Below are 24,367 nucleotides of genomic sequence, written 5' to 3'. Positions count from 1 at the left end.
AATGGCGCGGGTCCCGGGCGGCCTTTGAAGTTATCGGTTGCTCAACGGGGGCAGTTGGTGCGGATGCGTTCGGAGGTGAATCCTCAGACTGGCAGAGTGTGGAGCCTTCGGGAGCTCGCAGCTTTCTTTGGGGTGGGCGTATCAACAGTAGTGAGGTGCCTGGAAAAAGAAGACGTCTTGGGGGTATGACTTTGAGCTCTGTGTCTGCTCTCTTCACTCAATAACCTACAGCGGAACCACCACCATCTGCTCTAACGTCTACGCACTGGGCAAAAACGCTGGCCGACTCATCTACCGACTCCAAACATCACTAGGAGCACCAAGCACCCTCATCTCTGACTACATGCATTTCGCCCGCTGGTACTACAACAACAAACCCCATCGCGAATGGGACGAGCACGACTACACCCGGCACAAGCGATTCATCACCTACCAAAGCCACGCCAAAGCCCAAGCAGAACACAAACGCCAAGAGCACCTAAAAAAGCTACCCCCGCCTGGGGTTGTCCGCAAATCGTGGACACGTAATTAAGCGGCTTTGGTGTTGGCCGCGTTTGTTGGGGCCTTTCCTTCGATGATCTAGCTCTCGAAGCTAACGGGTGAGATCATCCCGATGGCCCAGTGCCGGCGCCGCCGATTGTAGACCACCTCAATCCAGTGGGCTACCGCCTTGCGCACCTGGTTCCTTGTGGCCCACGATGTCCAGTCATAGAATTCGGTCTTAAGCGTGGACCAAAACGACTCGCTCATCGCGCTATCAAAGCACACCCCGGTACGACCCACCGATTGAGCAATCCCCAGTTCCTGGCAGACCTGCCACATCTGCGTACTGGTGAACTAGCACCCACGGTCAGCATGGAACACCAGACCGTCGGGCACCTCACCACGCAGCATGTGAGCCATCCGCAGAGCGCGCTCCACCACGTCCGTTGTCTGGACAGAATCCATCACCCAGCCCAACACCCGGCGACGGTCAACGATAAACCCGTCATCGGCTAGCGCCACGGTGATCGGTGGTGAGCCGTAGACTTCATCTGATTCATCCCACATCTTCTTGATCTGCCTATCCAGGGCATCCACGTAGTTCTGGCCCCTATCCTCGCCACAATCGCGTTTGTGCTGTGCCTGGGCCCACTTGTAGTAGCCGGAACGAGATACCTTCAAAAGCCTGGCCATGCGCTTGATGCTGTAATTTGCCTTCTCCTGCCGTATTAATTCGAATCGTTCCGCTGTCGTTGCTTCGCAGCGAAGAAGGCTGTTGCTTTTGAGAAGAACTCGTTATCTATCCGAGCCTCAGCCAACTCACGGCGCAGCCTGGCGTTCTCAGCACGCAGATCAGACTCGCTCATTCCATCGGCATTTCCCTGGCGTTCGCGCTCGTTTTTGACCCACCTGCCCAGTAAACCGGCGCCAACTCCGATTTCTTTAGCAACGTGAGCAATCGGCCGACCAGTCTCAATGACCAACCTGGCCGCCTCAGCCCGATATTCCGGGGTATACTTACGGCGTGTTTGACTCATAATGAACATCCTCTCTGGCGGACACAAGATCCGCACTGATCGGGTGTCCACTATTCGAGGGTAACCTCACGTGAGCTAAATCGGTAGCTATCTGCATCATGCCTTTACTCTCACCGACGCTACGAACTTTCAGCCCACGAGACTCCCATCCCTGGCGAACTTTCTTAATCTGGTCTTGATAGTTCTTAGTGCCGAGGTCCTGACTCTCCCTCGCCTTACAGCCTGCTGGTCAAAAGGTACTACTTGATACCTAGAATGCCATCTTAAATAGTTTGTACCGTGCCCTGCCCGTTTTTAGTGTCAAAAGCGGGCAGGCCACGGTACAAACTAGGGGAAGGGTTCATAGAGGCGAGCGTGAGCCTGCCGAACCCCTATACGAGAAGCTACAAAGCCTAGTGGTGCTTCTTGCCAGGCAGAAAATGAACTACCAGGGCAATAAATCCACCCCAAATCAAGCCCAGCACCATAGAGCAGAAAGTGTTAATCAGCCAGGCTGCTGCACCACCCAGGGCAGGCAGATGGTGGCCGTACTCCTCAAGATGGTGCACGAACTGGTAAGGAGCCTCCCACCAGTGCATATCGTAAAGGCCCAGCAGAATAATGTGGCCACCCACCCAGAGCATGGCGAAAGTACCCACCACAGAAATAACGTTCATGACCACGGGCATAGCCTTCACCAAGCCCAAGCCAAACTTCTGCGCCCCAGCAGATTCACGCTGAGCCATCGCCAGGCCAATATCGTCCATCTTCACCAGCAGGCCCACAGCACCATAGACCAGCAAGGTGATGCCAATACCCACCACAGCCAAAATAGCGGCGCGGGCCCAGAAACCCTCAGAGGCAACCTCGTTCAGGGCAATCACCATGATCTCGGCACTCAGAATAAAGTCAGTGCGCACAGCCCCCGAGATAATCTTCTTCTCAGCATCCTCACCCTGCACCACAGCCGGTACATCTTCGGTAGCATGGCCCTTCTTCGAGAACATCTCAATAATCTTCTCAGCACCCTCAAAACAGAGGTAAGAGCCGCCCAACATGAGTAGGGGAGTGAGCATCCACGGCAGGTACTGGCTCAGCAACAGCGCAGCCGGAAGAATGAAAACCAGCTTATTCCGTAAGGAACCGACCGCAATTTTCTTAATGATGGGCAACTCGCGCTTAGGCTCAATATTGCGCACATACTGCGGGGTGACGGCGGCGTCGTCCACCACCATACCGGCAGCCTTAACACTGGCGCGGCCTGCTGCTGCCGCCACGTCGTCCGCTCTTGCCGCAGCAAGCTTGGCAAGAGCTGCCACATCATCTAAGAGAGCCGCTAAACCGCCGGCCATAGAAATCTCCTTCAGGAACACATAGGTTGTCTTGTTCCTAAGAATACTGCCCGGCGGCCCTAGGCAGGCTAAGACCCCGCACACACTTTAGCGGGCGGGGTCTGAGCTACCTCCAGATCAGGACGCCGGTGGTCGGCTAAGCGCTGACCTCAGCGCTGTCGAAGGTTGCGGTGTCGATAACCACGCGGAACTGCACATCACCGTCCACAACACGCTCATAGGCGGCATCAACCTCGTCCACGCCGATTTTCTCAATCACAGCGCCGATGCCGTGCTCGGCGCAGAAGTCCAGCATTTCCTGGGTTTCGGGAATACCGCCGATGTTGTTGCCGGTGAGCACCTTGCCGCCCCCAATCAGGCGGTTCATGTGAATCTCCAGGGCCTCCGGGGGGAGGCCCACCACCGAGAGGATACCGCGGGGCTTAAGCAGGCCCAGGTAAGAATCCAGGTCGATGGGGGCAGAGATGGTGTTGAGGATCAGGTCGAACTCACCGCGGTGTTCGGTGAAGAAACCCTCGTCGGTGGTAGCCAGGGTGCGGGCGGCACCCAGCTTGGCGGCGGCGTCCGCCTTCTTCAGGCTGCGGGAGAGCACGGTGACCTCGGCGCCCATGGCGGCGGCAATCTGCACGCCCATGTGCCCCAGACCGCCCAGGCCCAAGATGGCAACCTTCATGCCGGGCTTAACGCCCCAGCGGGCCAGGGGTGAGTAGGTGGTGATGCCGGCGCAGAGCAGGGGTGCTGCCACGTCGAAGTCCAGGGCGTCGGGAATACGCAGAACGAAGCGCTCATTGACGGTGACCTTCTGGGAGTAGCCACCCTGGGTGATGGTGCCGTCCACGTCCTTGGAATTGTAGGTGCCCACCGCCCCGTTCAGGCAGTTGTTCTCGAACCCGGCGGCGCACTGCTCGCACTTGCCGCAGGAGTTGACCAGGCAGCCAACACCCACACGGTCGCCCACCTTGAACTTGGTGACGGCAGAGCCAACAGCCTCAACCGTACCCGCAATTTCATGACCTACAGCCAGGGGGAAGTGGGCCTCACCCCACTCGTTACGGATGGTGTGGATGTCAGAATGGCAGATACCGGCTGCCTCGATTTTAATGACCACATCGTCTTCGCGGGGGTCACGGCGCTCGATTTCGGTGATCTTGAAGGGCTGGTCGGGGCCAAATTTTTGCAGGGCTTTGACGGTGATAGGCATAGAGTCTCCTGAATGAGGTGGTGCTGTCACCTTTCACTCTACGCCTGCCCGCTTCTTGCGCTACCTACTGCGCCGCCGGTTCGCTCTCAGAGTGAGCGGTTGTGCCTTCGGTGTGCTCGCGCCGGTCAGAGCGCATGCGCAGCCAGTAGGCGAGGGGGCCCACGATGGGGATAAAGAGGGTGAAGAGCAGCCACTTGAGCTTCTGCGTCTCACTCAGGTGAGGCTGGCGATGCACGGTGAGCACGCAGAAGATAGCCAGGCCCATTGCGAGAAAGAGCAGGGGGTAGAAGAACCAGCCGAAGAGGCTGAGCTGGGTTCCCGTCTGCTCGGCGGTGAGGACGCCCGCGGCAAGTGTGCGTGTAGGCGATAGGGCGGGGGTGGAAAGGTAATCGAGGGGCATAGTGTCCATGGTAGTGGGCAGAAGAAAGAGAAGGGACCAGATTACTCCGATAGTCCTTGTACACAACACATACAATGCGGAGTAATCTGGTCCCTTCGTGAGGGCAGACTAGGTGTTCACCGTTCTAGGGCGTGGAGCCTGCGGTGTAAACTTCTAGGCCTTGCGGCGGCGGTTAGCTACCAGGGCAGCGCCACCGGCAAACAGGGTCAGGGCGCCCGCGCCAGCAATCATAGAGGCGGTGAAACCGGTGTTAGCCAGGTTGCCGGAGGAGCTGCTACCCGAAGAAGAGGTAGAGGACTTGATGGCGCTGCCGTCCTCAGCCTTGTTGGTGTAGTTGGGGTCCTGCTCGCACCCTACGCCGTCCTTATCGGCGTCCAGGCCCTGGTGGAAGCCTGCCTCGTCGGACTTGATGGAGCGACCCAAGTCATCCCACACGGCGGCGCAGTTCTCGTACTCAAAAGCGGTAGCTGAGGGGGCAGGTGCAACAACAGTGCTCTCGGAGCTAGGAGCTACGGTCGGCTCGGTGGTGGGCTCAGCGGTCGGCTCATGAGAGGGAGCAACGGTGGGCTCTTGGCTGGGAGCTACAGTCGGCTCTTCAGAAGGAGCGGGAGTGGGTTCTTCAGAGGGGGCAGAGGTGGGTTCGGCAACCGCACCGGTGAAGTTGGCTGAGAGGCGGACGGTAGTACCAGCCACACCAGTCGCATCAGTCAGCACGATGTCGTGGGCGCCATTGGTGATGCCCCTACCTGCCAGATTCAGGGAAACTGCCGCGCTGCCGTCCTCAGCAACAGCGACGGTGCCAACCTCAAGGCCGCCCACGGCAATCTTCAGCTCAGTCAGAGCAGGTGCGCCGTAGCTGCGAACATTCAGGTCAGAGAGGGTGAAGGTAAGAGTGCCGTTCACATCGTAGCTCTCAGCAAGGTCTGTTACGCGCACAGCCTGCTTGGCGAAGTTAGGTTCAAGGGTGCCAGCTTGCTTGACGTAAGAAACGAAAGCATCTGAATCGACCAGGGTGGTGTCCTTAGCGTTAGCGCCCTGAGCGAGGGTGCTAAAGTTGTCGCCGCCACCTAGCAAGAAGCTGGGGACAGCGACGGTGTAGGTATCGGCGTCCTCAACCTTTGTGCCGTTCGCATACACATCGAGCACGTTAGAACCGCGAGTTGCATACCCCTCAGCATCGGGGGAACCAGTGTAGGTGTAGGTGACGTTAGAAGAGAACCCTAGCTGCAGGTAAGGGCGGGTAGCCATCTCACCTGCTGAATTGCGCTGCCACTGCTCTTCAAGCACAGCCTTGAGCTGGGCACCGGTCAGCTCGGTCGTCCAGAGGTTGTTGGCGAAGGGGGTCACATTGACGACGTCCATGACGCGCACATTCTTGTTAACCGCCAACCCCAGCGAGGTGCGTAGGCCCCCGGGCAGCTCATCGCGCAGGCCACCGGGGTTAACGATGCCGATATCGGCAGGGGTGCGGCCGGTAGAGTTAGCAGCCGCCAGGTACATATCTGCCACCAGGTGACCCATGGTGGACTCATAGTTGCGCATATCAAAGCCGCCCTGGGCATCCTTAGCGGAGTTAAACCCAGTGGTGATAGGGGCACTGACCTGGCCTGCAATCACAGAACCCTGCTCAGTAGCGTAGGCGTTAGCCTCAGTAACGATGGTGTTAACCTGCGCCAGCACAGGGTCAGCTGCAATCTGCTCGGCGGTTGGGGCGTCCATGCGCTTAACCAGCTCAGAAGAATAGGCGATCACATTCTGCTCAGCATCCAAGGTCAGCACAACCTTGCCCAAGTTATCGCCGTAGTTGCCGGTCTGAATCACGGGGCGAGTCTTGCCTGCCTGGCCAGGCACAGCACCATCAATCACATACTCTTGGTGAGTGTGGCCGGTAAAGATAGCATCAACCTCGGCACTGGTCTGGGTGATAATCGCATCAGAAGCAGGAGCTGAGGTGTCTACACCCTCGTGGTACTCAGCGATAATCACATCAGCCTCACCGTTACTCACATCGCCGTCAGAGAGCTGGTCGGCGTACATATTCACAGCCTCAATAGGGTCGGTAAACTGCACGGACGCCAGCGCTGAGGGGTCAGTGAGCTGCGGAGTCTCAGTGGTGACAGCACCAATCACAGCCACCGTGGTGCCATTGACCTCAGTGGTGTAGTAGGGCTCCAGGGCGGGGGTGCCGTCAGTCTTAAGGACGTTAGCACCCAAGTAAGTGAAAGAAGAAGCAGGGATAATACGGTTCAGCAAATCATTTATACCCGCATCGAACTCATGATTACCCACCGCACTAGCAGAAAGGCCCAGGGCATTCAGGTAATCCAGGGTGGGCTGATCCTTCTGCACACTAGAAGCATAGAGGGAAGCGCCCACATTATCACCAGCAGACAGCAGCAAAGAACCATCAGCTGCCGCGCGCTCGGTCTGAATAGTGTTAGCTAGACCCATCGCAGTGCTAGTAGAGATACGACCGTGAAAGTCGTTAATGTTCAGCAGAGTCAAGGTGGTGGTGTCAGCTGCACCAGCACTGGGCATAGGAACAATAACGAGGGCAAGAAGGGTTGCGCCACTGGTCGCTAAACCAGCTAAACGGCGTGAGAGAGAAGAGTGCATGTTTAGCTTTCGCTCGTGAATGAATGATGTGTATCACTCAATAGAATATCCCGCTCAGTGCCGCTTCGCTGACGTATTAGGGTGATATTTCGGTGAACAATAATACGCCCTATTGTGTGAGCTCATGAGCCAGGGCAGATTCGAGCTCCGGCTCAAAGAAAACATAGCCACTGGCCAGAAGCTTATCGGCGCTGGCCCGCTGACTAGCTAGCGCCAACTCACGAACTCCCTCCCGCCCCAGGGGTAAGGCAGGCACAGCGGACGGAATAGGGAGCAGGACGGGGCGGCGCAGCACCCTACCCACCGTCTTTGCCAGGGTCTTCGCCGTTACCGGCGTGGGAGCCACCGCGTTGACCGGCCCCTCCAGCTTCTCGGTAAGCACCGCATGCACATAGATACCGGCAATATCATCCAGGCTAATCCAGCTCTGCACCTGCTCACCCGAACCAATCCAACCACCGGTCCCGCTCAAGAAAGCCGGAAGCTGCAGGCACAACATACCATCCAGGGCAGACTGCACCAGGCCGGTGCGCACGTTAACTACTCGAAGTCCAGCCTCACGAGCAGGTTGGCAGGCTGCCTCCCACGCCTGGCATACCTGCGCCAGGAAGCCGCTCCCGGCGTCCTGATCCTCGGTGAGTATCTCTTGGCCCCGGTCAGAGCCGTAGAAACCCACCGCAGAAGCGCAGACAAAAACGCGCGGGGCGGCGTCCGCACCCCTCTGCCGCACCAGGTTGGCCAGGGTAGTCGCCAGCAGAGTCGTGGACTCAACACGGGAGGTAAGAATCTTCTTCTTATTCTCCTCGGTAAAGCGTTGGTTGATGCTGGCCCCGCCCAGATGAATTACGGCGTCCGCACCCTCAAAAGCAGCGGTATCAACCTCACCAGCAGACGGATCCCAACGGAACTCGTGCTCAGCCTCGGGTGCGCGGCGCACCAGCGTGCGCACCCTATGCCCGCCCCCGGTCAACAGGGCAACCACTTGGTGCCCCACCATGCCGGACGCGCCCGCAACCACTACCGTCAGGGGGGGCACTTTCATAGCGCTGCTGAAAATCAAGATCAGCACCGATTCGGCGCTTGCGGGCGGCAAAAACTTTCTCTAGCTGCTTTTGAGCCGCTGCCCGAGCAAGCCGTTCAGCCGCAGCTCCTACCTTTTCCGCGGGTGCGGGCAGCGTGGGAAGAGCTGTGAAGGTAATACTGTCGCGCACCACCGTATCGCCCGGCGTCGACAGAAAATCGTGGGTGTGCTCCCAGGAAGAAAAGGGGCCGCGGACCATTTCATCAGTGAAGGAATCTGCGGACGCCCGGGTATGGCGGGCCGTCCAGGGTAGGGTCAGTAGACCCGAGGTCAGCGGCAGGGCCACCCTGGTACGAGCGGTACTTCCCAGATCGTTCGGATTGCCCTCTTCGGTGACGGAGCCAGCCCAGTGAGGAGTCGCCCGAGTCAGGGCGCCCGGGCGCAAAAACCAGGTACGCACAGTGTCTTCATCGTAGGGGTAAACGGCGGTGTAGGTAAAGTCAGCCATGGCAACCTTCCTGGAATCAAAGGAATTTTAAGTAACCTTACCTTTTGGATGGTGCGATGCCTAGAAGGCACGCACAGGATGAAAACCTTTTCTAGAGAGCCAGAGTGGTTAGCTTCTCCTCCGCCGCCTCAATCAGCTCAGCAAGAGTGGTGATGTAATACTTCTCAGCTAAGGTCACAGCATTCTCACCCGGTAAACCCTCTGTAGCAAAAGACCCCAACCCAAAACTAGCCCCCGCACCCAGGCTGCTGGCGGCAGGCGCCTGCCCGCCTGCGTCCTGACCAAAAGCGCCCACCCCAAAGGTAGAGACTGGTGCGCTGGCAGACTCCCGAGTGAACGTGTACCCGTAGGCGGTGGAATCGGCGTAGCTGATATTGAGCACATACTCTACCTGCAGGCCGTCCTCGGTGCGCTCTATAGATAGGTCAGCATCGTCAAGGAACTCCCCGTCAAGTTCTAGCCCGCCGTTATACTCCAGAGCCCAACCAAACTTGCGGGCCAGCGCAAAAGCAGTCTCTTTAATCTGGGTGTGCTGCGAATCAACAGCCATGGGCTCTCCTTGTCAAGACGAGTGTTTCGTATCTACTGTACTGGGACTCAAAGAAAGGGGTAAAAGAAAAGTGGAGCCGAGCCCTTCCCAGGGGGCTCGCCTCCACTTCAGTTTTACTGCCCACACCCCTGCGGGCAGCTATCAGAGACGATAAATTTGAAACACACTCATACTCTGAATCGCAGGCCTGTCAGCCCAAACTCTTCCAGGCCTACTACACCAAGTATGCCAGCTCAACCTTTGCAAAACCTGAGATTCTGTAGGCATAAAAGGGGATAAAGGGCAGGCAGGTGGGGTTTATTGCCCCCTAATTTGGGTCTGGCAAGGTCAAACAAAATCAGCCACAAGTAGTACAAATTTTATCTATCTATAAAAATTTTTTACCCCCGTATGGCGTGTTGCCCCTTCTTCTATACGTTTGACCGGTGCTAAGCCCCGCATCGTGGCACGCCTGACCTGCCACAGCCACAATAATCACCCAACCCCAAGACCTCACAGCAGCATCTTCAAAAGGGGTAAATACATCATTCGAATTAGTGGGATAAAACCAGGACGCCGCCACTCGCCATCTCTGCCTTAGAGCAAGGTGGCGGGCGGCGGCGTCCTCAAAAGTGAGCTCCCTGAACCCTTGAGTCTACCTGTCTCGGTGAGGGTGCTAGACGGTGGGGCGGGGTGCGTGCGTATCGTCGGTAAAGACGTCGGGTATGCCGTCCTTGTTTTCGTCGATAGTTTCTTTGAGCGCAACCTGCTTGTAGTGCTTATTGCGGATTGAGAGAATCGTGGCACCTAAGATAGCGGCGGCAGCAGAGCCAATCATGATACCGATTTTGGCGTCCTCGGTGTGGATAGAGCCGGTCTCGAAAGAGAGCTCAGCAACCAGCATGGAAACGGTGAAGCCGATACCACCGGTCACCGCTAGACCGATAACATCCACCCATTTGATATCGGGGTCCAGGTTAACCCCGCGGAAGCGGGTAATGAGCCAGGTTGTACCGGTAATACCGATAGTTTTACCGATAACTAGACCGACCATAATACCGATAGCTACCGAATCAGCCAGGGCGGTGCGCAGGCCCTCCCAGCCACCCACGGCCACACCCGCTGAGAAGAAGGCGAAGAGAGGCACACAGATGCCGGTGGACAGCGGGCGCCAGCGGTGCTCTAGAGTCTCAGCCAAAGAAGCATTGGCCTCAGCCTGCTTAGTCTGGCCGGTCATGTGCACAGGCACACAGAAGCCCAGAATAACACCGGCGATGGTGGCGTGAATACCAGATTCAAGGAAGAGTGCCCAGGTGACGATACCTAGCGGCAGCAAGATAACCCAGGCAGCCCACTTGTGATCGTGGAAGAGCTTCTCATGTTTGTGGGTCACCCAGAAATAGAGGCCGATAGGAAGAATAGAGGCAATCAGGTACCAGGCGTGGAAGTTGCTGGTGTAAAAGAGGGCAATAATGACGATGGCGATGAGGTCATCGACAACAGCCAAGGTCAGCAGGAAGGTGCGTAGACCCGCAGGCAGGAAGGTTCCTACACCGGCTAAGACGGCCACGGCGAAAGCGATATCGGTAGCTGCGGGAATAGCCCAACCGTGAACGGCTGTCTCGTTGCCGTGATTGATAGCGAAATAGATGATAGCTGGGGTCATAGCACCACCGAAGGCGGCAGCAACCGGAACGATAGCCTTACCCGGGTCACGCAAATCGCCTACTGCGAACTCTTTCTTCAGCTCCAGGCCGGTCAGGAAGAAAAAGACCGTCAGTAAGCCATCGGCTGCCCAGAGGTGAACATTCATCATCAGGTGACTAAACCCGGGGATATTGAACCCAAGCTCGGTGTCTCTGATGCCTTCATAGAAGCTGGCTGCCTGAGTGTTAGCCAGTACGACCGCCAGGACGGTGGCGGCAAGAAGAATGAAACCGCCTATCGATTCTTTGCGCATAATTTCTGAGATGCGGCTAGTTTCTGCGTAGGATCCTCGGGAAAAGAGCGGGTCCGTATGAGGCGCTTCAGACATGCCTCTCCTTAGGTCAAGTGTGTGTGTTCGCTTGCTTTAGGTTCCATTATGCGCCTTAAGTTCAGCTAATGCCGAAATCTGGGCGGTTAACAAGGTAAGGATGGCGGTGACGTGATGGGGGTGCATCTTTGGCAGCTGGCTATATTAACAACCGGGCTCATGGGGTGCCTCTTGAGACACAGGGTAAAAATTAGCCCAGAATATTCTATATTTTTCCCTAAACTCACCAACACGAGCACACTCAAGCAGAAACTATTTCAGAAGAAACTTAGACTAGGTAGATGCCCCCCGTATCCCCTACACACCCTGTACTGACCAGAGGAACCATGAGCGAAGAATCCCCCCTAGCCGTCAAAGATACAACCCGTTGGCTCAATGAAGAAGAGCGTGAAGGCTGGCTCTTTATCTCATCTATCATGTTTAATCTGCCTGGGCAGCTAGAACATCAGCTACAGAAGGATTCAAATCTGAGCTTCGTTGAGTATATGGTGCTTGCCATGCTCTCAGAAGCTCCCCAGCACAAGCTGACTATGACCGATCTGGCCCGGCACACTAACACCCTGCTACCTCGTCTCTCCCGCGTAGTAACCCGGTTAGAGAAAGATAATTTTGTAGAGCGCAGCATTTGGGCTAAAGACCGCCGTGTCTCCATCTGCCATTTGCTCCCAGGTGGTCTAGCTAAGGTGCAGGAGGCTGCTCCTGGTCACGTGGAGGCTGTGCGGAAGATTGTTTTTGACCAGCTCAATAACCGTCAGATTAAGTCCCTGGCAAAGATTGGCGAGTCGGTGCTGGGCAATAAGCCCAGTGAAGTTATCACTGTGCGGAATGTCGAACTTTTTGATGAGGACTAAAAAGTAGTAGGCCGGCTTCACCTAGAGGTTATAAGAACTCCACCCTCGGCTAGGGGGTGGGGTTCTTCTTTATCCACAAGGGTTATCCCCAGAGTGGTGCGGACGCTCCTGGCTAAGACTCTGCGGTAGAGCTAGTTACCAAGGGTCTTTGGGGGCAGTGGGGAAGCGACCTGCCACTTTATCCCCACCTGTGGATAAGTCTGTGAACAATATCCACTTAAAGGGTGGAAAACCCCTTGACCCTGTGGGTAAAGCTGGCAGAAAGTGCATAAAAACCCCGATTCCAGGGCTTCAAGAGGGGTTCTCCACAAGCCTTATCCACACCCGTGGATAAGTGACACTGGTGTTATTTTCGAACAACACCCATGTACTTTCGAACCCCAGCCCTTGTTCTTCCCTGCTTTACCCTAGGAATTCTCGAACATCTTCGAAACCCTCGGCTGTGTAATTCGAATATCCCCAGATTTATCCCCACCTGTGGATAACTTTCTTGGCTCTTAAGTGGAAAACTGTGGAAAACCTGCTGCTGGCGTCCGCGCTTCCTGGTGTCACCTATTTTGCCCAGGGCTAAATAAGGGAACTTATCAAGTAACTTCTCGTGCCTTACCCACCCCACTGTGTAGAGTTAAACCCAGAAAGACCCAAAGAAGGGCCTTCAACGAAAGGAAAGACCATGTCAGAGAAGTACGTACTGCCTGAACTCGACTACGACTACGCAGCCCTCGAACCCCACATCTCAGCACGCATCATGGAGCTGCACCACTCCAAGCACCACGCCACCTACGTCGGCGGCGCCAACACCGCCCTAGAAAAGATGGAAGAAGCCCGCGAAAAGGGCGACTTCGCTAACATCGGCAAGCTCTCCAAAGACCTAGCCTTCAACCTGGGCGGCCACACCAACCACTCCGTCTTCTGGAAGAACCTCTCACCCGAGGGCGGCGACAAGCCCGTTGGCGAACTAGCAGCAGCCATCGACAACGACTTCGGCTCCTTCGACGGCTTCCGTGCCCACTTCGAAAACGTAGCCCTCACCATCCAGGGCTCCGGCTGGGCAATCCTCGCCTGGGACACCGTCGGTAAGCGTCTAATCATCGAGCAGCTCTACGACCAGCAGGGCAATATCTCCGTCGCCCTGATTCCTGTCCTACAGCTGGATATGTGGGAACACGCCTTCTACCTGGACTACCAGAACGTCAAGGCTGACTACGTCAAAGCCTTCTGGAACATCGTCAACTGGGAAGACGTCGCAGCCCGCTTCGACCGCGCCGTATCCCAGACCAAGGGCCTGGTCATCCCCGAAGCCTAAACCCCTTGCGCCCTGCGCATAGCTAAAAAGCCGGGTGCTGGCGTCCGCTCTTATACAGAGGGACGGCCAGCACCCGGCCTTATTTAAAACGACTCTAAGAACCAGGGCGAACCGGAACAGCCTCCGACTCAGCCTTCTTCTGCTGGTTCACGCTCGTGCCGTTCTCAGGGTAGAAATCATCACCCAGAAGCATACGGAAATCCTCAAGCTGCCTCTCAAGAGCATCGAGGGTAACAATAGAACCAACCCACTGGGCAGGAGCCTTAGTCTGGCCCTCCAATTCCCTATAAAAACGAGAAGCATCCTGGTAGACGCGCTGGCGCTCAGCTTCACGCTGCCTCTGCTCGGCAGAAGCCTCCGGTGACGTATCAACCTCCCAAGACCGGGCATCCTCTACAAGAGCCTTCTGCTGCTGAATCTGGGCAGGAATAGTGCACTCGACATCCTTTGAGTACAGACCCAAGCCCTCATGAGCGGCCTCCTGCTGGGCCTGAGAAACCTCGCCGTAGAACTCATCCGTGGCGGTAGTGAAAGTAGTAGAAACTAGCCCAGCCCGCGCCATATCACGGTTAATGAAAGCGTCCCCGGCATAGACCGCAGCCTCAACATAGCCGGTCGCCCCACGCTGCGACTCATCAAAATGCAAGGTCACCTGGCTACCCTCAGGCAACTTCTCAGCCAGCAAAGACGTGGACTCTTCCACCAAACAATTATTAGACAGTGCCACACCATTCTCAGAAGGAGCAGCAGTGTTAATCAGGCGGACCTCTTTCTCAACCCCATCAAAACTGGCGGTAAAAGTATTGGCCGACTTCACTGAAACTACAGTGGCAGTCATACCATCGGTATAGGTGATAGCTGTCGTCGCTTCTGGGGCTGGCTCTGTGCCAGAACCACAAGCGGTCAACGCCAGAAGAGTAACTGCAGCTAAGGGCGCAAGACGCTTCATCAAAATTATTTCCCCTGTTCGGCCTTATAAGCAGCTTCGCGGTACATACCCAAAGGGCCCTGATCCGCAAAAGCACGTGAGTGATTGTAACGGTAAAGACGCGGGGGGCGGTGACGGGTGCCCTCAACACGCTTACCTGTATCAATAATAGATTTAGACGCCGCAATCTGACGGCGGAAATTCGCCGGATCAAGAGCCCGACCCAAAATCGCCTCGTACACCTCCCGCAACTGGGCAAGAGTGAACTCCTCACCCAAAAAAGAATGCGCAATACGGGAGTACTCCACCTTATTTTTCAGGCGGTAGAGGGCGTACTCAATAATCTCATTATGGTCAAAAGCCAAAATAGGTAGCTCATCGACCGGGAACCAGCGAATATTCTCGTGCACACGAGTACGATTCACCTCGGTTTGAGGAATAGAAGCCCAATAAATGACCGACACTACCCGCTCATGTGTATTTTCTTCAGAAGGGAGCGGCAAAGACCCGCCCTCACGCATAATCTTATAGTCAGGAGTGCGGTGCACATCCCCAAAAGCGTAGAGCTGCTCCAAATAGCCCGGAACCAGGCCAGTAGCCCGCTTCAAGGTAGAACCAGCAGCCTCCTCAAGCGACAAATCAGGGTGCAAGGGCCCACCCGGCAAAGCCCACTGGCCCTTATAGGGCTCCCGCAAACGACGCACCAGAGGCAGCCACAGAGAATGATGCGACTCGCCCTCCTTACGGCGCAAAGCCAAAATCACCGTAGAAACAGCAAGCGAAACCGACGTATGATCAGCATCAAGATGCTCATCGTGGTGGGCCTGGGCGGCATTCGGCAAAGTCATCTGGCTCCCCGGTCGTAGGCAGTAAAAGTGAGGACGCACAAAACGCCCCTTACCCATTCTAGTCAAGACCACCGGCCTAGACCCACAGAATCTACATAGAATGATAAACATGCACATAGCCATGTTGACCGACTACTACCTGCCCACACTCGGCGGGGCCCAAACATCCATCAAAGCCCAAAAAGAAGCACTCCAAGTCCTCGGGCACCAGGTCACAGTGCTCTGCCCCCTCACCGAACCCAACGACAACCCAGATATTATCGGCCTACCCACCCACCCCTTCATAAAACCAGGAGGATACCCCCTGCCCTGGTCGCCGCGCCGAGTCTATAAGGCCACACTCTCAGCCCTACAAGAGATCAAACCTGACATTATCCACGTGCACTCAGAAATGTTCGTAGCCTTCGCCGGAATCCGCGCAGCCCACACACTAAAAATCCCCCTCGTGCAAACCATGCACGGCAGACTCGATGTTTACATGAGCAAAGTACTACCAGTACCCACCATCACCACAAGCATCTACGAACGCTTACACCACCGCACCATGAGCCACCAAGGGGTGCACATCAAGCCGGGGCAACCCTACACTCGCACCCGCGCAGCCCGTAACATGTGGCGTAGCATGGTCGTTCAAGCCAACACCGCCGACCAGGTCATCGTCCCCTCAGCCCACTTTGCCCACAAACTCCAAGAACAAGGGGTCTACAAGCCCCTAACCATCATCTCCAACGGTATCGAACCCTCCATCACCCAGGCCCTCACCCACGCAGAAGCCCGGCAGTACGACGGAACAGAACCCCTGCGCATCATGTGGTGCGGGCGAGTCTCCCCAGAAAAACGCCCCCTGGTCTTCCTCGGCGCCCTCACCCAGCTAAAAGCACCCCTACAGGTCAACATGTACGGTGACGGCATGGCCCTCAACCAGGTCAAAGAATTCATAGCCCACCACCAGCTAGAAGAAAAAGTGACAGTACACGGGGGAGTACCGCAGAGCGAAGTGCTCACCGCCATGCAAGAAAACCACGTCTTCGTCTCAAGCTCCCACGACTTTGATAACCAGCCCATGGTCATGCTCGAAGCCATAGCCACCGGCCTACCCATCATCTACTGCGACCCAGACCTAGCAGAAGTCGTCCCCCCAGCTGGGGCCCTCTGCACCCCCAACCCCCACGAACAAGGGCTAGCGCACACCCTCAACCGGCTGGCGTCCGCACCAGAAATGGTGCAAAAACTAAGCCAAGCAACCCTCGATGAGAGGCAACGAGCCCAACAAACAAACTTTACTGACAAGCTACTAGCGGTCTACACCGCAGCCCTAGAAAACCACACCCGCCCCTAAAATGACGGCCCTACCCCACGATGGGCCGCAGCAGAACTCTCAATCCCCTGATCAAGAGGCACCTGCGGGCAATAGCCCAGATCCTCACGGGCACGACTAATATCAAGGGTCTGGGCATAAGCAACAGTACAGACGCTATACCGCATCAAAGGAGGCTCCGCCACCCAATTAAAGGTACGGTACAAGCCCTCAAGAGCCGCCGCACCCCCATACAGTACAGCCTCACTGACCCTGCGATACCGCACCGGCTGCCCCAACCGGTCAAACATAAAATCAACCAGCTCTTTAAAGGGCCGCGGCTCCCCATTCGTAATGTTATAGGTTCCACCTACAGCCTGCGGGGACTCCATAGCAAGACGGCAGGCCAGAGCAACATTCTGCACACAGGTCAAATCAATCAGATGGGCACCCTCATTGACCAGAGGAACACCGAACCTGGCATTAATAGCAAGAAAACGAGGAACAATGCTCGGATCCTCAGCACCCATGAGCCCCCGCGGCCTCAACACAACAGTTTCTAGCTCCTGAGAATCAACCGCCGCAAGGAGCTCCTCAGAGCGCAACTTACTCCAAATATAGTTGGTCAGAGTATTAGCCGGATCGTACTCGTCCTCACGAATATTCAAACGATCCCCACGCTGGGCATAAATACTAGGGGAAGAAATATGCACCAAACGCTGAGCCCCACTGCGCTTGGCAAAATCAACCACCTGCTGCAACCCCAGAACATTATGAAGATAAAACTCTTCACGGCTGCCCCAGGTGGTTGAAAGCGCCGCACAATGAACCACACCATCAAAGCTCACCTGCTGGCGAGAAAGCTCAGTAAGACTGCCCGCAAAGGTAGTAACACCAGGGCCCTGCAAACTAGCTAGCCGCTGCCGGTTACGCCCAGCAGCAAGAACACGATACCCATGATCCAACAGTTCTTGCACCACATATTTACCCAAGAAACCTGTGGCACCCGTAACGAGGACAGTGGGGGAGGCCGGTCCCATCACCCTTCTCTTCAGAAAGCTCGTGAAGAAAAGACTAAGAAACCTTCAGCTCTTCCATCTCATCCCAGCCATCGCCCTCAACGGCACGAGAAAGAATCTTGGGGGTTGCAGTTAGCCAAGGACGGATAGACTCCATACCCTGAGCGAAGTGCTCAGACTCCACATGAGCTTCCGCAGCGTCGTCCTCAAAAGCCTCAATCAGAACTACCTCATTGGGGTTCTCCACGCTCAAAGACCACTCGTACCACTTATTACCCGGCTCAGCGCGGGTAGCCTCAGTGAACTCACGAGTTGCAGCCAAAAAGCCCTCGCGGTCGCCGTCCTTCACCTGAAACTTCACAACAATGAAAATCATGTCTCATCCTTCAATCGCTCGATAATAGTTCACTCACTATCTTTCCCAGGGCAGGGAACAAAAGCAAGATAAGGACAACTTCTTTACAGAAGATGCCCCCAACCCCTGCCGATCCCTACCCAGGAACCGCGCTTTTGACGCTAAAGTTCCCCTGAAAGATCCGACTAGCCGCCCAGCAGAGCAGGAACCCGGCAATCATAGTCAGCACGATGACACCGCCAGTAGGCAGGTTGAAAGCCCAGGAAAGATAGAGCCCCACCGTTGACGTCACCGCCCCGAAGGCCGGTGCAAAGACCATCATGCGCCCCAAGGTAGAGCAGAGCAGCCGGGCCGTAGCCGCCGGTATCACCAGCAAAGCCAGCACCAGCACATTACCCAAAGTCTGCAAAGAAATCACAACAGACACCGTCACCACCACATAGAGCAAAATATCCAGAGCCAACACCGGCAAACCCGCAGCCCGAGCACTCTCCTTATCAAGAGACACCGCCACAATCTCCTTATGGAAAAGACCCAAAACCAGCGCCAGCACCGCGGCAATCACCGCCGCCTGGGCAACGTCCGCACTAGAAATACCCACAATGGAACCAAACAAAAAGTCCTGCACCGACCCCGAATACCCCGGGGCAAGAGAAATGATAGTAATACCCAAAGCAAAAGCCCCAGCAAAGAAAATACCAATCACCGAATCCTCTTTAAGCTTCTGATTCTGGCTAAAAATTGCCACCAGAACAGCAGTCACCACACCAGCAACCAAACCGCCCAGCACCAAAGAACCACCCACCACAAAAGCCACCGCCAAACCCGGAAAAACCGAGTGAGCCACAGCATCACCAATGAAAACCATGCCGCGCATGACCACATGGCAACCCACCAGCCCCGTAATCAGAGAAGCAATCACCACCGCCGCCAGCGCACGCGCCAGAAACGCCAGATTAGGGTTGAAAAGATCTTGAACAAATTCCAGAGGAGTAATCATAGGGCTAACTCACAGCCTTCGTGTTGTCCGTGCAAGAAAGCATAAAGCTCCTCGACACTATGTTGCTGGGCAGGGGCATCAACGGCTAAATCACCGCGCACACCCACAATGCGGCTGCACCAGTTACGGGCCGACACCATATCGTGAGTCGACATGAGAATAGTCATGCCCTCAGCCGTCAAAGACCGATAAAGACGGTTAAGAGAATCCTGGGTAGGGGCATCCACACCAGTAAAAGGCTCATCCAGCAACAAAAGCTTCGGCGCGGACGCCAAAGCACGGGCAAGCAACACCCGCTGCTTCTGCCCACCAGAAAGCTCACCCACAGGGCGATCCTTCAGCCCAGTCAACTCAGCCTTATCAAGAGCCGAATAAACCGCCTGCCAGTCCGCTCGACCAGGGCGACGAAACCAACCAATCGCCCGCGTCCGGGCACTCATCACAGCATTTTCCACAGTAATAGGGAAATCCCACTGAAAAAGATGCTTCTGCGGCACATAACCAATATGAGAGCGAGCCTTAAGGGGTGGCAGCCCCAAAATATCAATACGCCCCTTACTCGTAGGAACCAGCCCCAGCAAAGACCGCAGCAAGGTAGTCTTGCCAGAACCATTAGCACCAATCAGCCCCACAAACTCACCGGGGCACAGAGTAAGACTCAGACCAGTCAGCACAGGCCGCCCCGGGTAACCCGCATGCAAGTCGGTGATAGTAAGAGTAGGGGCGGACGCCGCACCCACACCCTGCTGCGTAAAATCAGGTAAAGCGGTGGTCATGAACGAGCCCCCGTAGAGTGCTTAAAGGCTTCAGCCTTAGCAGCGGCAGAACGGCGAGCTACCAAGATACCCCCAACAATGAGGCCTAGCAGCAGCAGAGCACCACCAACAACCAAACCAAGCGGCAGACCAGACCCACCGGCCTCAGCCTCGACACCAGCCTGCGAACTATCACCAGCAGGGGCAGAAGCAACACCCTCGGCAGATGAGCTCTCACCCCCCTGCGCCGTAGCGCCCTCATCAACCGAACCTAAAGCGTCCGCCCCAGCAAAAACCTGCTCATTACTCACCGACGAACCCACAGCAAAAAGCAAACGGGCAGTATCACTCACAACCGTCCCATCAGCCAGCTCAGCATGAGCCCGCACCGTCAAATAATAGGCGCCAGGGGCAGTGAAAACCCAGTTAGCGTGAGTATGCACATTAGGCTCAACAAAAATATCCTGAGGGTCACTATTATCAGAGGACCACAACACATCAGGGGCGCCGAAAGTACCGTTCTCCAAATACAGCGAGAACCCGCCAGGGCCCTCCACCCCCTCAAGAGTGAAGGTAACCCCACGACCCAAACGCTCCACCACCTGAGGGTTCTGAGTATTCCAACCCGGCCACACCACCCCAGCCAGCTCAGTCTGCGGAATCACATACACCTCATCACCAGCCTTAGCCTGCACAAAAGAATAACGAGGATCATCAGGCACCAACATCATGGCAGTATCATCCCCACGAAGCACCACCTCCGCAGGATCACGCCACACCGGCTCAGCAGTCGAATCATCACGGAACATCAACTCCCAAGAACCCTCCACAAAAGCCGGGCCCATATCAACATGCCCAGCAGAAATCTCATGCTGACCAGTCACCACCGGCTCATCAGGAGAAAGAGTCTGCTCCAAAGCACGCTCCTGGGCGCTCTTATTCTCCTCAGCAGCATAAGCAACCGAACTCAACACGGAGGTAGGCACCAACAAGGCCGCCACAGCAAGGGCAGCAGTACAACGAGTAGAAGTCTTCATAGAAAAATCCTTAAGGGGAAGTAGCTGAACAATCAGTAATAATCTGCGCGTTCGTCAGCATCATCTGGGAATAACTAGGCGCATCTGCATCAAGAGAATCGGAATAAAGCTCACAAACCCTCACACCAGCCTCATCACCCACCTGCTTGAGCACCGGCGTCCTATTCATCAACCGGCGCTCCGTATAAAGAGCAGGCACAGCCAAATCGTCGATAGTGCGCCGCAGGCGCTCGCGCTGCTGGATGCTAGGCTCAACACCAGCCACCGGCGAGACATAGCCAGCAATATTTAGGCCGTAGGTTGAAGCCAGGTAGCGGTAACCGTCGTGGGTGGTCACCAGATTTTTAGCTGCGTCGGGGAGCTGATCATATATGCGGTGAAGCTCTTGATCAGTTCCTTCTAGCTCAGCTAGTAGGGCCTCAGTATTAGCCCGGTAGGTGGCGGCCCCTGCGGGGTCGGCTGCGATGAGAGTATCGCGCATGAGTTGGGCGGTGGACATGACGTTGGGCACCGAATGCCAGATGTGGGGGTCAATTTCGCCGTGTACGTGCTTACCTAGCACTGCCTGGGCCAGAAGATAGACCTGGTCGCCTGGTTTGCCGAGGAAGCGGTACTGGGGCCCGGCCGGAAGCTCCTGTAAGGTGCGGGAGGGCACCGCGATGACGGTGGTGGCCGGGTCGTACTCGGTGACCTGACCGTCAGAATCGGTGCGGATTACTAGCTGGCCGCTATCTAGCTGAGCAGTTAAATCAGCGTGCCCAGCGTCAAGCACAGTAACTGGCTTACCGCTTGCTTCTTCCATGGCCTGAACCTGGGCATCAGGTAAGACACCTACCGCAAAATGTACGGGGGTAGGGGGGACGTCTCTAAGCCCGGGAAGGGGGTTGCCTTCAGTGGTGCGGGCTTGGGCTTCAAGACTCAAAGAGTATATACCCGGCTGGGTATATGCCCATGATAGGTGGGTGTGAGCTTGGAGAGGAAGAGCAGTCTCTCCCAAAGCACCAGAATGATGATGCCCGCCTTCCCCCGAATCGGCCACCTTCTCTACCGACCCAAAGGTGCCAGTAATGAAAGCTGCTAGCTGCCCCGGCCCACTGGCCTCAGTGGCCCGGAAGGTAACTGAAGCATCACGGGCTAGCTCGGCTTCACGAGGCGCACCAGAGGTACGCAGACCTAACCAGATGGAGTCTAAAGAAGCGTCCTCAACGATAGGGATGAGCTTACCCCCGTAGCTTTCAATCTCTTCAGCAACGGCCACCGAGATAGCGTCTTGAGGTAGGTTGGCATCTACCATGCGCACCAGCTTTTGCTGTTCCAACAGTAAGCCGTTGGTGAAAGCCACATCGGCATAGGCTATCTGACGCACATCATGCAGGGAAGGCTCATAGGTGTGAGGGTTGGCCCCTGCCGGCACCAGGGACGTCACTTGGGCCCTGTCGCCGGCAATCGATGAGGCCAAATCGGCCAGAATCGGGGTGGAGGCCACCACCTGTAACCCCTGCTGCCCCCGCTCTGCTAACCCACTACAGCCGGTTAAAGCTAGAAGAAAAGCTAACAGAAGGGGGAGGCAGGCAGGCAGGTGCTTAGGCTGCATGGCCAGCGGAACGGCGACGCAGAACAATCAAAGCACCGGCACCAAGAAGCAGAGCCAGGGCGCCAGCTGCAACTACAGTGCCCACCGAGGAAGCACCGGTGTAGGCTAGCTCGCCACGAGCAGAAGCCTGCTGAGCCTGCTTCAATTCTTCTTCGCTCAAGGTGCAGTCGCGCCCATCAGCGGTCTTGCCCACAATGCGCACCTGTGACCCATCAGGGCGAGTCACAATGCCGGTGGTCTGATCTACTGACCCCTTCTGCTCGCCATCAGAGGTGGACTTGGGGGTGGCGTCCTGCTGGGTGGCCTTCCCCTGATCTTGGGTCTCTTCCTGGGGCTGGCCTTGCTGCTGAGGTGCCTGTGCTGAGCTGACATCGCCTACCTCAAAGGTAAGGGTGCCGCTAGATGAGACCTGCTGACCATTCTTAAGGGGAGCAGACCAGGTGAGAGTGGCAGTGTAGATGCCAGGGGCAGTAAAGACCCAGTTCCCGTGCTGGTGGGTGTTCAACGGTACAGAGAAGGAGTCACCGACCTTATTGAAGACGGTGGTGCCTGCTGAACCGAAGTTACCGGAGAGGAACACTGAGAGCTGGCCGGGGCCCTGCATGTCGGTCAGGGTGAGGGTTGCGGGGCCAGCGGCCTGGGCAACCAGTTCAGGGTTCTGGGTGTTCCAACCAACCCAAGGTACGGTGGCCTGCTGGGTTGCCCCAATGAGGTAGACCTCGGACCCTGCCGGAGCAATGTGCCCCATACCGCCGGGCATGGTGGTTTTAGCGCCGTCACCGAGGACGAAGGTAAGAGCGCTGGGCTGCTTCCAGATGGCCGGGGAGGTACGGTCGTCCTTAATCTGTGCTGATAGGTTGCCGCCGTTGAGAACTGCACCAAAATCAAAGTGGCCACTGGTGGCGCGGTCGGTGCGGGTGTCTACAGCCCGTTGAATGGTGAAGGCAGGCTTCTCTAGGGTCGGTGCGGACGCCCGGTTGATAGTTCCTTCGTCACTGGCCTGAGCCTGCTGGGCAGGCTTAATGAGCTCTTCGGTGGCCTGGCACTTCTGGGGGGCGGGGTTCTGCTGGGTGCTCCCTGAAAGAGGCTGGCTCTGGGCTGGTGCCTGGGAGGCAGGGGCCTGTGAGTCAGGGGTCTGATGAGCCTGGTTGGGGTTGCTTACCGGCGGCAGAGCTTCAGGCTGAGTGGCAGGGCTGGTCTGGTCATCGCCAGCGGGGGCAGCAGACTCTGTTTCTGGAGCAGAAGGAGTTTCAGCTGCATCTTGGGTGGGGGCCGGTGCTGCGCTGGTTTCCTCCGGGGCAGGTGCCGGGGCTGATGGGGCAGGAGAAGCAGGGGTAGCTACCTCTGGGGCAGAGGTAGGTGCCGGTGCTTCTGGTGCGGGGCTCAGGGTCTCTGGCTGGGGCTGCTCACCCTGGTCGGCTGAATCGTCAGGTAGCTGGCCTACGACAAAGGTGTAGGTCTGCTCGGCGCTGATGGAGGTTCCATCTGTGCGGGTAGCGCTGGCCTGGAAGGTTAGCTCGTAGGTTCCTGTAGCGGTAAAGGCCCAGTTGGCGTGAACGTGTGCGCCTACCGGCTGCTGGTAGGTAGGTAGTTTCTCGCTGGAGCTAAAGATCCGGCTGATACCAAAGGGGGAGGACTGGAATATTTCAACGGCTCCACCCTCGGGTGCCTTGGTTCTTACCAGCTCCAAGTTGATGGTGTCCCCTGCCAATTCACCGGGGCGGATGCTCTCAGTGTTCCAGCCGGGCCAGAGTACCTCAGCTATCTGGGTTTGAGGGGCTAGCCAGATGGTTTTGCCTTCTTCTCCCAGGAAATCGAACCCTGCGGGAACCTGGACGCGGGTCTCAGGGCGGTCTTGCAAGTTGAAGGTGGTCTGTGCCGGGTCTAGGCGGGTGTGGGGTGCGCCGGGCAGGTCTGCGAAGGTGAAGAGGTCTAGCTGGCCGTTGGCTAACCCTACGGCCAGGGCGTCGGTGTGCTCGGTAGCTAGGACGGTGCGGGGGCTGGCTTCGTCTGCGCTAGCCGGTTGTACCTGGCTGATGGCGTCGGCAGTGTGCCCAGGGGTGTTAGTGGTGGCGGGTGCTGCGGCTAGGGGGCCTGCTATAAGGGCCACTGAAAGGGCTGCAACCGAGAGGACTTGGGGGAATTGTCGCATGATCTGCTTTCTAGGTGAATGCTTGGTTTTTCTCACCTTTTAGAATATCTTTAATGATAATCAT

The 24,367-nt window shown here is 56.5% G+C and carries 23 protein-coding genes; 3 read left to right on the top strand and 20 right to left on the bottom strand.

Features of this window, described 5'->3' with window-relative positions; all coding sequences use genetic code 11:
* Positions 1-579 precede the first annotated feature (579 nt).
* From ACED87_RS08640 to nhaA, 11 genes are all read right to left on the bottom strand, one after another.
* Complete coding sequence (locus tag ACED87_RS08640) at positions 580-822, bottom strand: integrase core domain-containing protein (RefSeq protein WP_449089938.1); 243 nt, start codon at positions 820-822, stop codon at positions 580-582.
* Positions 823-837: 15 nt separating this feature from the next.
* Positions 838-1,164: a hypothetical protein gene (locus tag ACED87_RS08635; RefSeq protein WP_449089937.1), complete on the bottom strand. Its 327-nt coding sequence runs from the start codon at positions 1,162-1,164 to the stop codon at positions 838-840.
* 47 nt (positions 1,165-1,211) lie between these two features.
* Positions 1,212-1,520: a transposase gene (locus ACED87_RS08630; RefSeq protein ID WP_449089936.1), complete on the bottom strand. Its 309-nt coding sequence runs from the start codon at positions 1,518-1,520 to the stop codon at positions 1,212-1,214.
* Positions 1,521-1,912: 392 nt separating this feature from the next.
* Entirely contained in the window at positions 1,913-2,851 is a 939-nt protein-coding gene (locus ACED87_RS08625; RefSeq protein ID WP_449089935.1) for a DUF808 domain-containing protein, read from the bottom strand.
* Positions 2,852-2,987: 136 nt separating this feature from the next.
* Positions 2,988-4,052: an NAD(P)-dependent alcohol dehydrogenase gene (locus ACED87_RS08620; RefSeq protein ID WP_449083834.1), complete on the bottom strand. Its 1,065-nt coding sequence runs from the start codon at positions 4,050-4,052 to the stop codon at positions 2,988-2,990.
* A 64-nt stretch (positions 4,053-4,116) separates the two neighbouring features.
* Positions 4,117-4,452 carry a PLD nuclease N-terminal domain-containing protein gene (locus ACED87_RS08615; protein WP_449083832.1) on the bottom strand — a complete coding sequence of 112 codons (336 nt, stop codon included), beginning with the start codon at positions 4,450-4,452 and terminating at the stop codon, positions 4,117-4,119.
* Between the two features lie 153 nt (positions 4,453-4,605).
* Complete coding sequence (locus tag ACED87_RS08610) at positions 4,606-7,068, bottom strand: 5'-nucleotidase C-terminal domain-containing protein (protein ID WP_449083830.1); 2,463 nt, start codon at positions 7,066-7,068, stop codon at positions 4,606-4,608.
* A gap of 109 nt (positions 7,069-7,177) precedes the next feature.
* Complete coding sequence (locus tag ACED87_RS08605; RefSeq protein ID WP_449083863.1) at positions 7,178-8,065, bottom strand: TIGR01777 family oxidoreductase; 888 nt, start codon at positions 8,063-8,065, stop codon at positions 7,178-7,180.
* On the bottom strand, positions 8,019-8,597 hold the full coding sequence (locus tag ACED87_RS08600) for an SRPBCC family protein (RefSeq protein ID WP_449083829.1): 579 nt from the start codon (positions 8,595-8,597) through the stop codon (positions 8,019-8,021). The genes ACED87_RS08605 and ACED87_RS08600 overlap by 47 nt, the downstream gene beginning before the upstream one ends.
* 91 nt (positions 8,598-8,688) lie before the next feature.
* Positions 8,689-9,147 carry a hypothetical protein gene (locus ACED87_RS08595; protein ID WP_449083827.1) on the bottom strand — a complete coding sequence of 153 codons (459 nt, stop codon included), beginning with the start codon at positions 9,145-9,147 and terminating at the stop codon, positions 8,689-8,691.
* 655 nt (positions 9,148-9,802) lie between these two features.
* Positions 9,803-11,161 (bottom strand): Na+/H+ antiporter NhaA, encoded by a 1,359-nt coding sequence (gene nhaA / locus ACED87_RS08590; RefSeq protein ID WP_449083825.1) that lies wholly within the window; start codon positions 11,159-11,161, stop codon positions 9,803-9,805.
* 326 nt (positions 11,162-11,487) lie between these two features.
* Between nhaA and ACED87_RS08585 the strand changes: the two genes are divergently transcribed.
* The gene (locus ACED87_RS08585) at positions 11,488-12,012 is read left to right on the top strand and encodes a MarR family winged helix-turn-helix transcriptional regulator (RefSeq protein ID WP_449083824.1); all 525 of its coding nucleotides are present in this window, start codon (positions 11,488-11,490) and stop codon (positions 12,010-12,012) included.
* Positions 12,013-12,685: 673 nt separating this feature from the next.
* The gene (locus ACED87_RS08580) at positions 12,686-13,318 is read left to right on the top strand and encodes a superoxide dismutase (protein ID WP_449083822.1); all 633 of its coding nucleotides are present in this window, start codon (positions 12,686-12,688) and stop codon (positions 13,316-13,318) included.
* A gap of 94 nt (positions 13,319-13,412) precedes the next feature.
* Here ACED87_RS08580 and ACED87_RS08575 read toward each other — a convergent pair whose 3' ends face one another.
* The gene (locus ACED87_RS08575) at positions 13,413-14,267 is read right to left on the bottom strand and encodes a thermonuclease family protein (RefSeq protein WP_449083820.1); all 855 of its coding nucleotides are present in this window, start codon (positions 14,265-14,267) and stop codon (positions 13,413-13,415) included.
* 5 nt (positions 14,268-14,272) lie between these two features.
* Positions 14,273-15,094, bottom strand: coding sequence for an NUDIX hydrolase (locus ACED87_RS08570; protein ID WP_449083818.1), 822 nt, complete (start codon positions 15,092-15,094; stop codon positions 14,273-14,275).
* A gap of 109 nt (positions 15,095-15,203) precedes the next feature.
* On the opposite strand from ACED87_RS08570, the gene ACED87_RS08565 reads away from it, so the two are divergent.
* On the top strand, positions 15,204-16,433 hold the full coding sequence (locus ACED87_RS08565) for a glycosyltransferase (RefSeq protein WP_449083816.1): 1,230 nt from the start codon (positions 15,204-15,206) through the stop codon (positions 16,431-16,433).
* Here the strand turns inward: ACED87_RS08565 and ACED87_RS08560 are convergent.
* The 7 genes from ACED87_RS08560 to ACED87_RS08530 all read right to left on the bottom strand — a co-directional run bounded on the left by ACED87_RS08560 (position 16,430) and on the right by ACED87_RS08530 (position 24,303).
* Complete coding sequence (locus ACED87_RS08560; protein ID WP_449083814.1) at positions 16,430-17,431, bottom strand: NAD-dependent epimerase/dehydratase family protein; 1,002 nt, start codon at positions 17,429-17,431, stop codon at positions 16,430-16,432. The genes ACED87_RS08565 and ACED87_RS08560 overlap by 4 nt on opposite strands.
* Before the next feature lie 34 nt (positions 17,432-17,465).
* Positions 17,466-17,786 carry a putative quinol monooxygenase gene (locus ACED87_RS08555; RefSeq protein ID WP_449083812.1) on the bottom strand — a complete coding sequence of 107 codons (321 nt, stop codon included), beginning with the start codon at positions 17,784-17,786 and terminating at the stop codon, positions 17,466-17,468.
* 115 nt (positions 17,787-17,901) lie between these two features.
* Positions 17,902-18,765, bottom strand: coding sequence for an anchored repeat-type ABC transporter permease subunit (locus ACED87_RS08550; protein ID WP_449083810.1), 864 nt, complete (start codon positions 18,763-18,765; stop codon positions 17,902-17,904).
* Positions 18,762-19,541: an anchored repeat-type ABC transporter ATP-binding subunit gene (locus ACED87_RS08545; protein WP_449083808.1), complete on the bottom strand. Its 780-nt coding sequence runs from the start codon at positions 19,539-19,541 to the stop codon at positions 18,762-18,764. The genes ACED87_RS08550 and ACED87_RS08545 overlap by 4 nt, the downstream gene beginning before the upstream one ends.
* Entirely contained in the window at positions 19,538-20,557 is a 1,020-nt protein-coding gene (locus ACED87_RS08540; protein ID WP_449083806.1) for a choice-of-anchor M domain-containing protein, read from the bottom strand. The genes ACED87_RS08545 and ACED87_RS08540 overlap by 4 nt, the downstream gene beginning before the upstream one ends.
* A 10-nt stretch (positions 20,558-20,567) precedes the next feature.
* Positions 20,568-22,043, bottom strand: a complete 1,476-nt coding sequence (locus ACED87_RS08535; protein WP_449089933.1) for an anchored repeat ABC transporter, substrate-binding protein — start codon at positions 22,041-22,043, stop codon at positions 20,568-20,570.
* 97 nt (positions 22,044-22,140) lie between these two features.
* Positions 22,141-24,303, bottom strand: a complete 2,163-nt coding sequence (locus ACED87_RS08530; protein ID WP_449083803.1) for a TIGR03773 family transporter-associated surface protein — start codon at positions 24,301-24,303, stop codon at positions 22,141-22,143.
* Positions 24,304-24,367 lie beyond the last annotated feature (64 nt).

Source organism: Rothia sp. 32237D007AR (assembly GCF_053544675.1).
The sequence above is the reverse complement of the archived record's forward strand: the minus strand, read 5'-3'. Positions and strand labels throughout refer to the sequence as shown.

Excerpts from the sequence above, each read along its gene's own strand:
- ACED87_RS08565 (WP_449083816.1), top strand. The coding sequence starts at position 15,204 with ATGCACATAGCCATGTTGACCGACTACTACCTGCCCACACTCGGCGGG.
- ACED87_RS08575 (WP_449083820.1), bottom strand. The coding sequence starts at position 14,267 with ATGAAGCGTCTTGCGCCCTTAGCTGCAGTTACTCTTCTGGCGTTGACC.
- ACED87_RS08580 (WP_449083822.1), top strand. The coding sequence starts at position 12,686 with ATGTCAGAGAAGTACGTACTGCCTGAACTCGACTACGACTACGCAGCC.
- ACED87_RS08555 (WP_449083812.1), bottom strand. The coding sequence starts at position 17,786 with ATGATTTTCATTGTTGTGAAGTTTCAGGTGAAGGACGGCGACCGCGAG.
- ACED87_RS08585 (WP_449083824.1), top strand. The coding sequence starts at position 11,488 with ATGAGCGAAGAATCCCCCCTAGCCGTCAAAGATACAACCCGTTGGCTC.
- ACED87_RS08630 (WP_449089936.1), bottom strand. The coding sequence starts at position 1,520 with ATGAGTCAAACACGCCGTAAGTATACCCCGGAATATCGGGCTGAGGCG.
- ACED87_RS08550 (WP_449083810.1), bottom strand. The coding sequence starts at position 18,765 with ATGATTACTCCTCTGGAATTTGTTCAAGATCTTTTCAACCCTAATCTG.
- ACED87_RS08530 (WP_449083803.1), bottom strand. The coding sequence starts at position 24,303 with ATGCGACAATTCCCCCAAGTCCTCTCGGTTGCAGCCCTTTCAGTGGCC.
- ACED87_RS08595 (WP_449083827.1), bottom strand. The coding sequence starts at position 9,147 with ATGGCTGTTGATTCGCAGCACACCCAGATTAAAGAGACTGCTTTTGCG.
- ACED87_RS08640 (WP_449089938.1), bottom strand. The coding sequence starts at position 822 with ATGTGGCAGGTCTGCCAGGAACTGGGGATTGCTCAATCGGTGGGTCGT.
- ACED87_RS08605 (WP_449083863.1), bottom strand. The coding sequence starts at position 8,065 with ATGGTGGGGCACCAAGTGGTTGCCCTGTTGACCGGGGGCGGGCATAGG.
- ACED87_RS08620 (WP_449083834.1), bottom strand. The coding sequence starts at position 4,052 with ATGCCTATCACCGTCAAAGCCCTGCAAAAATTTGGCCCCGACCAGCCC.
- ACED87_RS08570 (WP_449083818.1), bottom strand. The coding sequence starts at position 15,094 with ATGACTTTGCCGAATGCCGCCCAGGCCCACCACGATGAGCATCTTGAT.
- ACED87_RS08540 (WP_449083806.1), bottom strand. The coding sequence starts at position 20,557 with ATGAAGACTTCTACTCGTTGTACTGCTGCCCTTGCTGTGGCGGCCTTG.
- ACED87_RS08625 (WP_449089935.1), bottom strand. The coding sequence starts at position 2,851 with ATGGCCGGCGGTTTAGCGGCTCTCTTAGATGATGTGGCAGCTCTTGCC.
- ACED87_RS08600 (WP_449083829.1), bottom strand. The coding sequence starts at position 8,597 with ATGGCTGACTTTACCTACACCGCCGTTTACCCCTACGATGAAGACACT.
- ACED87_RS08610 (WP_449083830.1), bottom strand. The coding sequence starts at position 7,068 with ATGCACTCTTCTCTCTCACGCCGTTTAGCTGGTTTAGCGACCAGTGGC.
- ACED87_RS08615 (WP_449083832.1), bottom strand. The coding sequence starts at position 4,452 with ATGCCCCTCGATTACCTTTCCACCCCCGCCCTATCGCCTACACGCACA.
- nhaA (WP_449083825.1), bottom strand. The coding sequence starts at position 11,161 with ATGTCTGAAGCGCCTCATACGGACCCGCTCTTTTCCCGAGGATCCTAC.
- ACED87_RS08560 (WP_449083814.1), bottom strand. The coding sequence starts at position 17,431 with ATGGGACCGGCCTCCCCCACTGTCCTCGTTACGGGTGCCACAGGTTTC.
- ACED87_RS08545 (WP_449083808.1), bottom strand. The coding sequence starts at position 19,541 with ATGACCACCGCTTTACCTGATTTTACGCAGCAGGGTGTGGGTGCGGCG.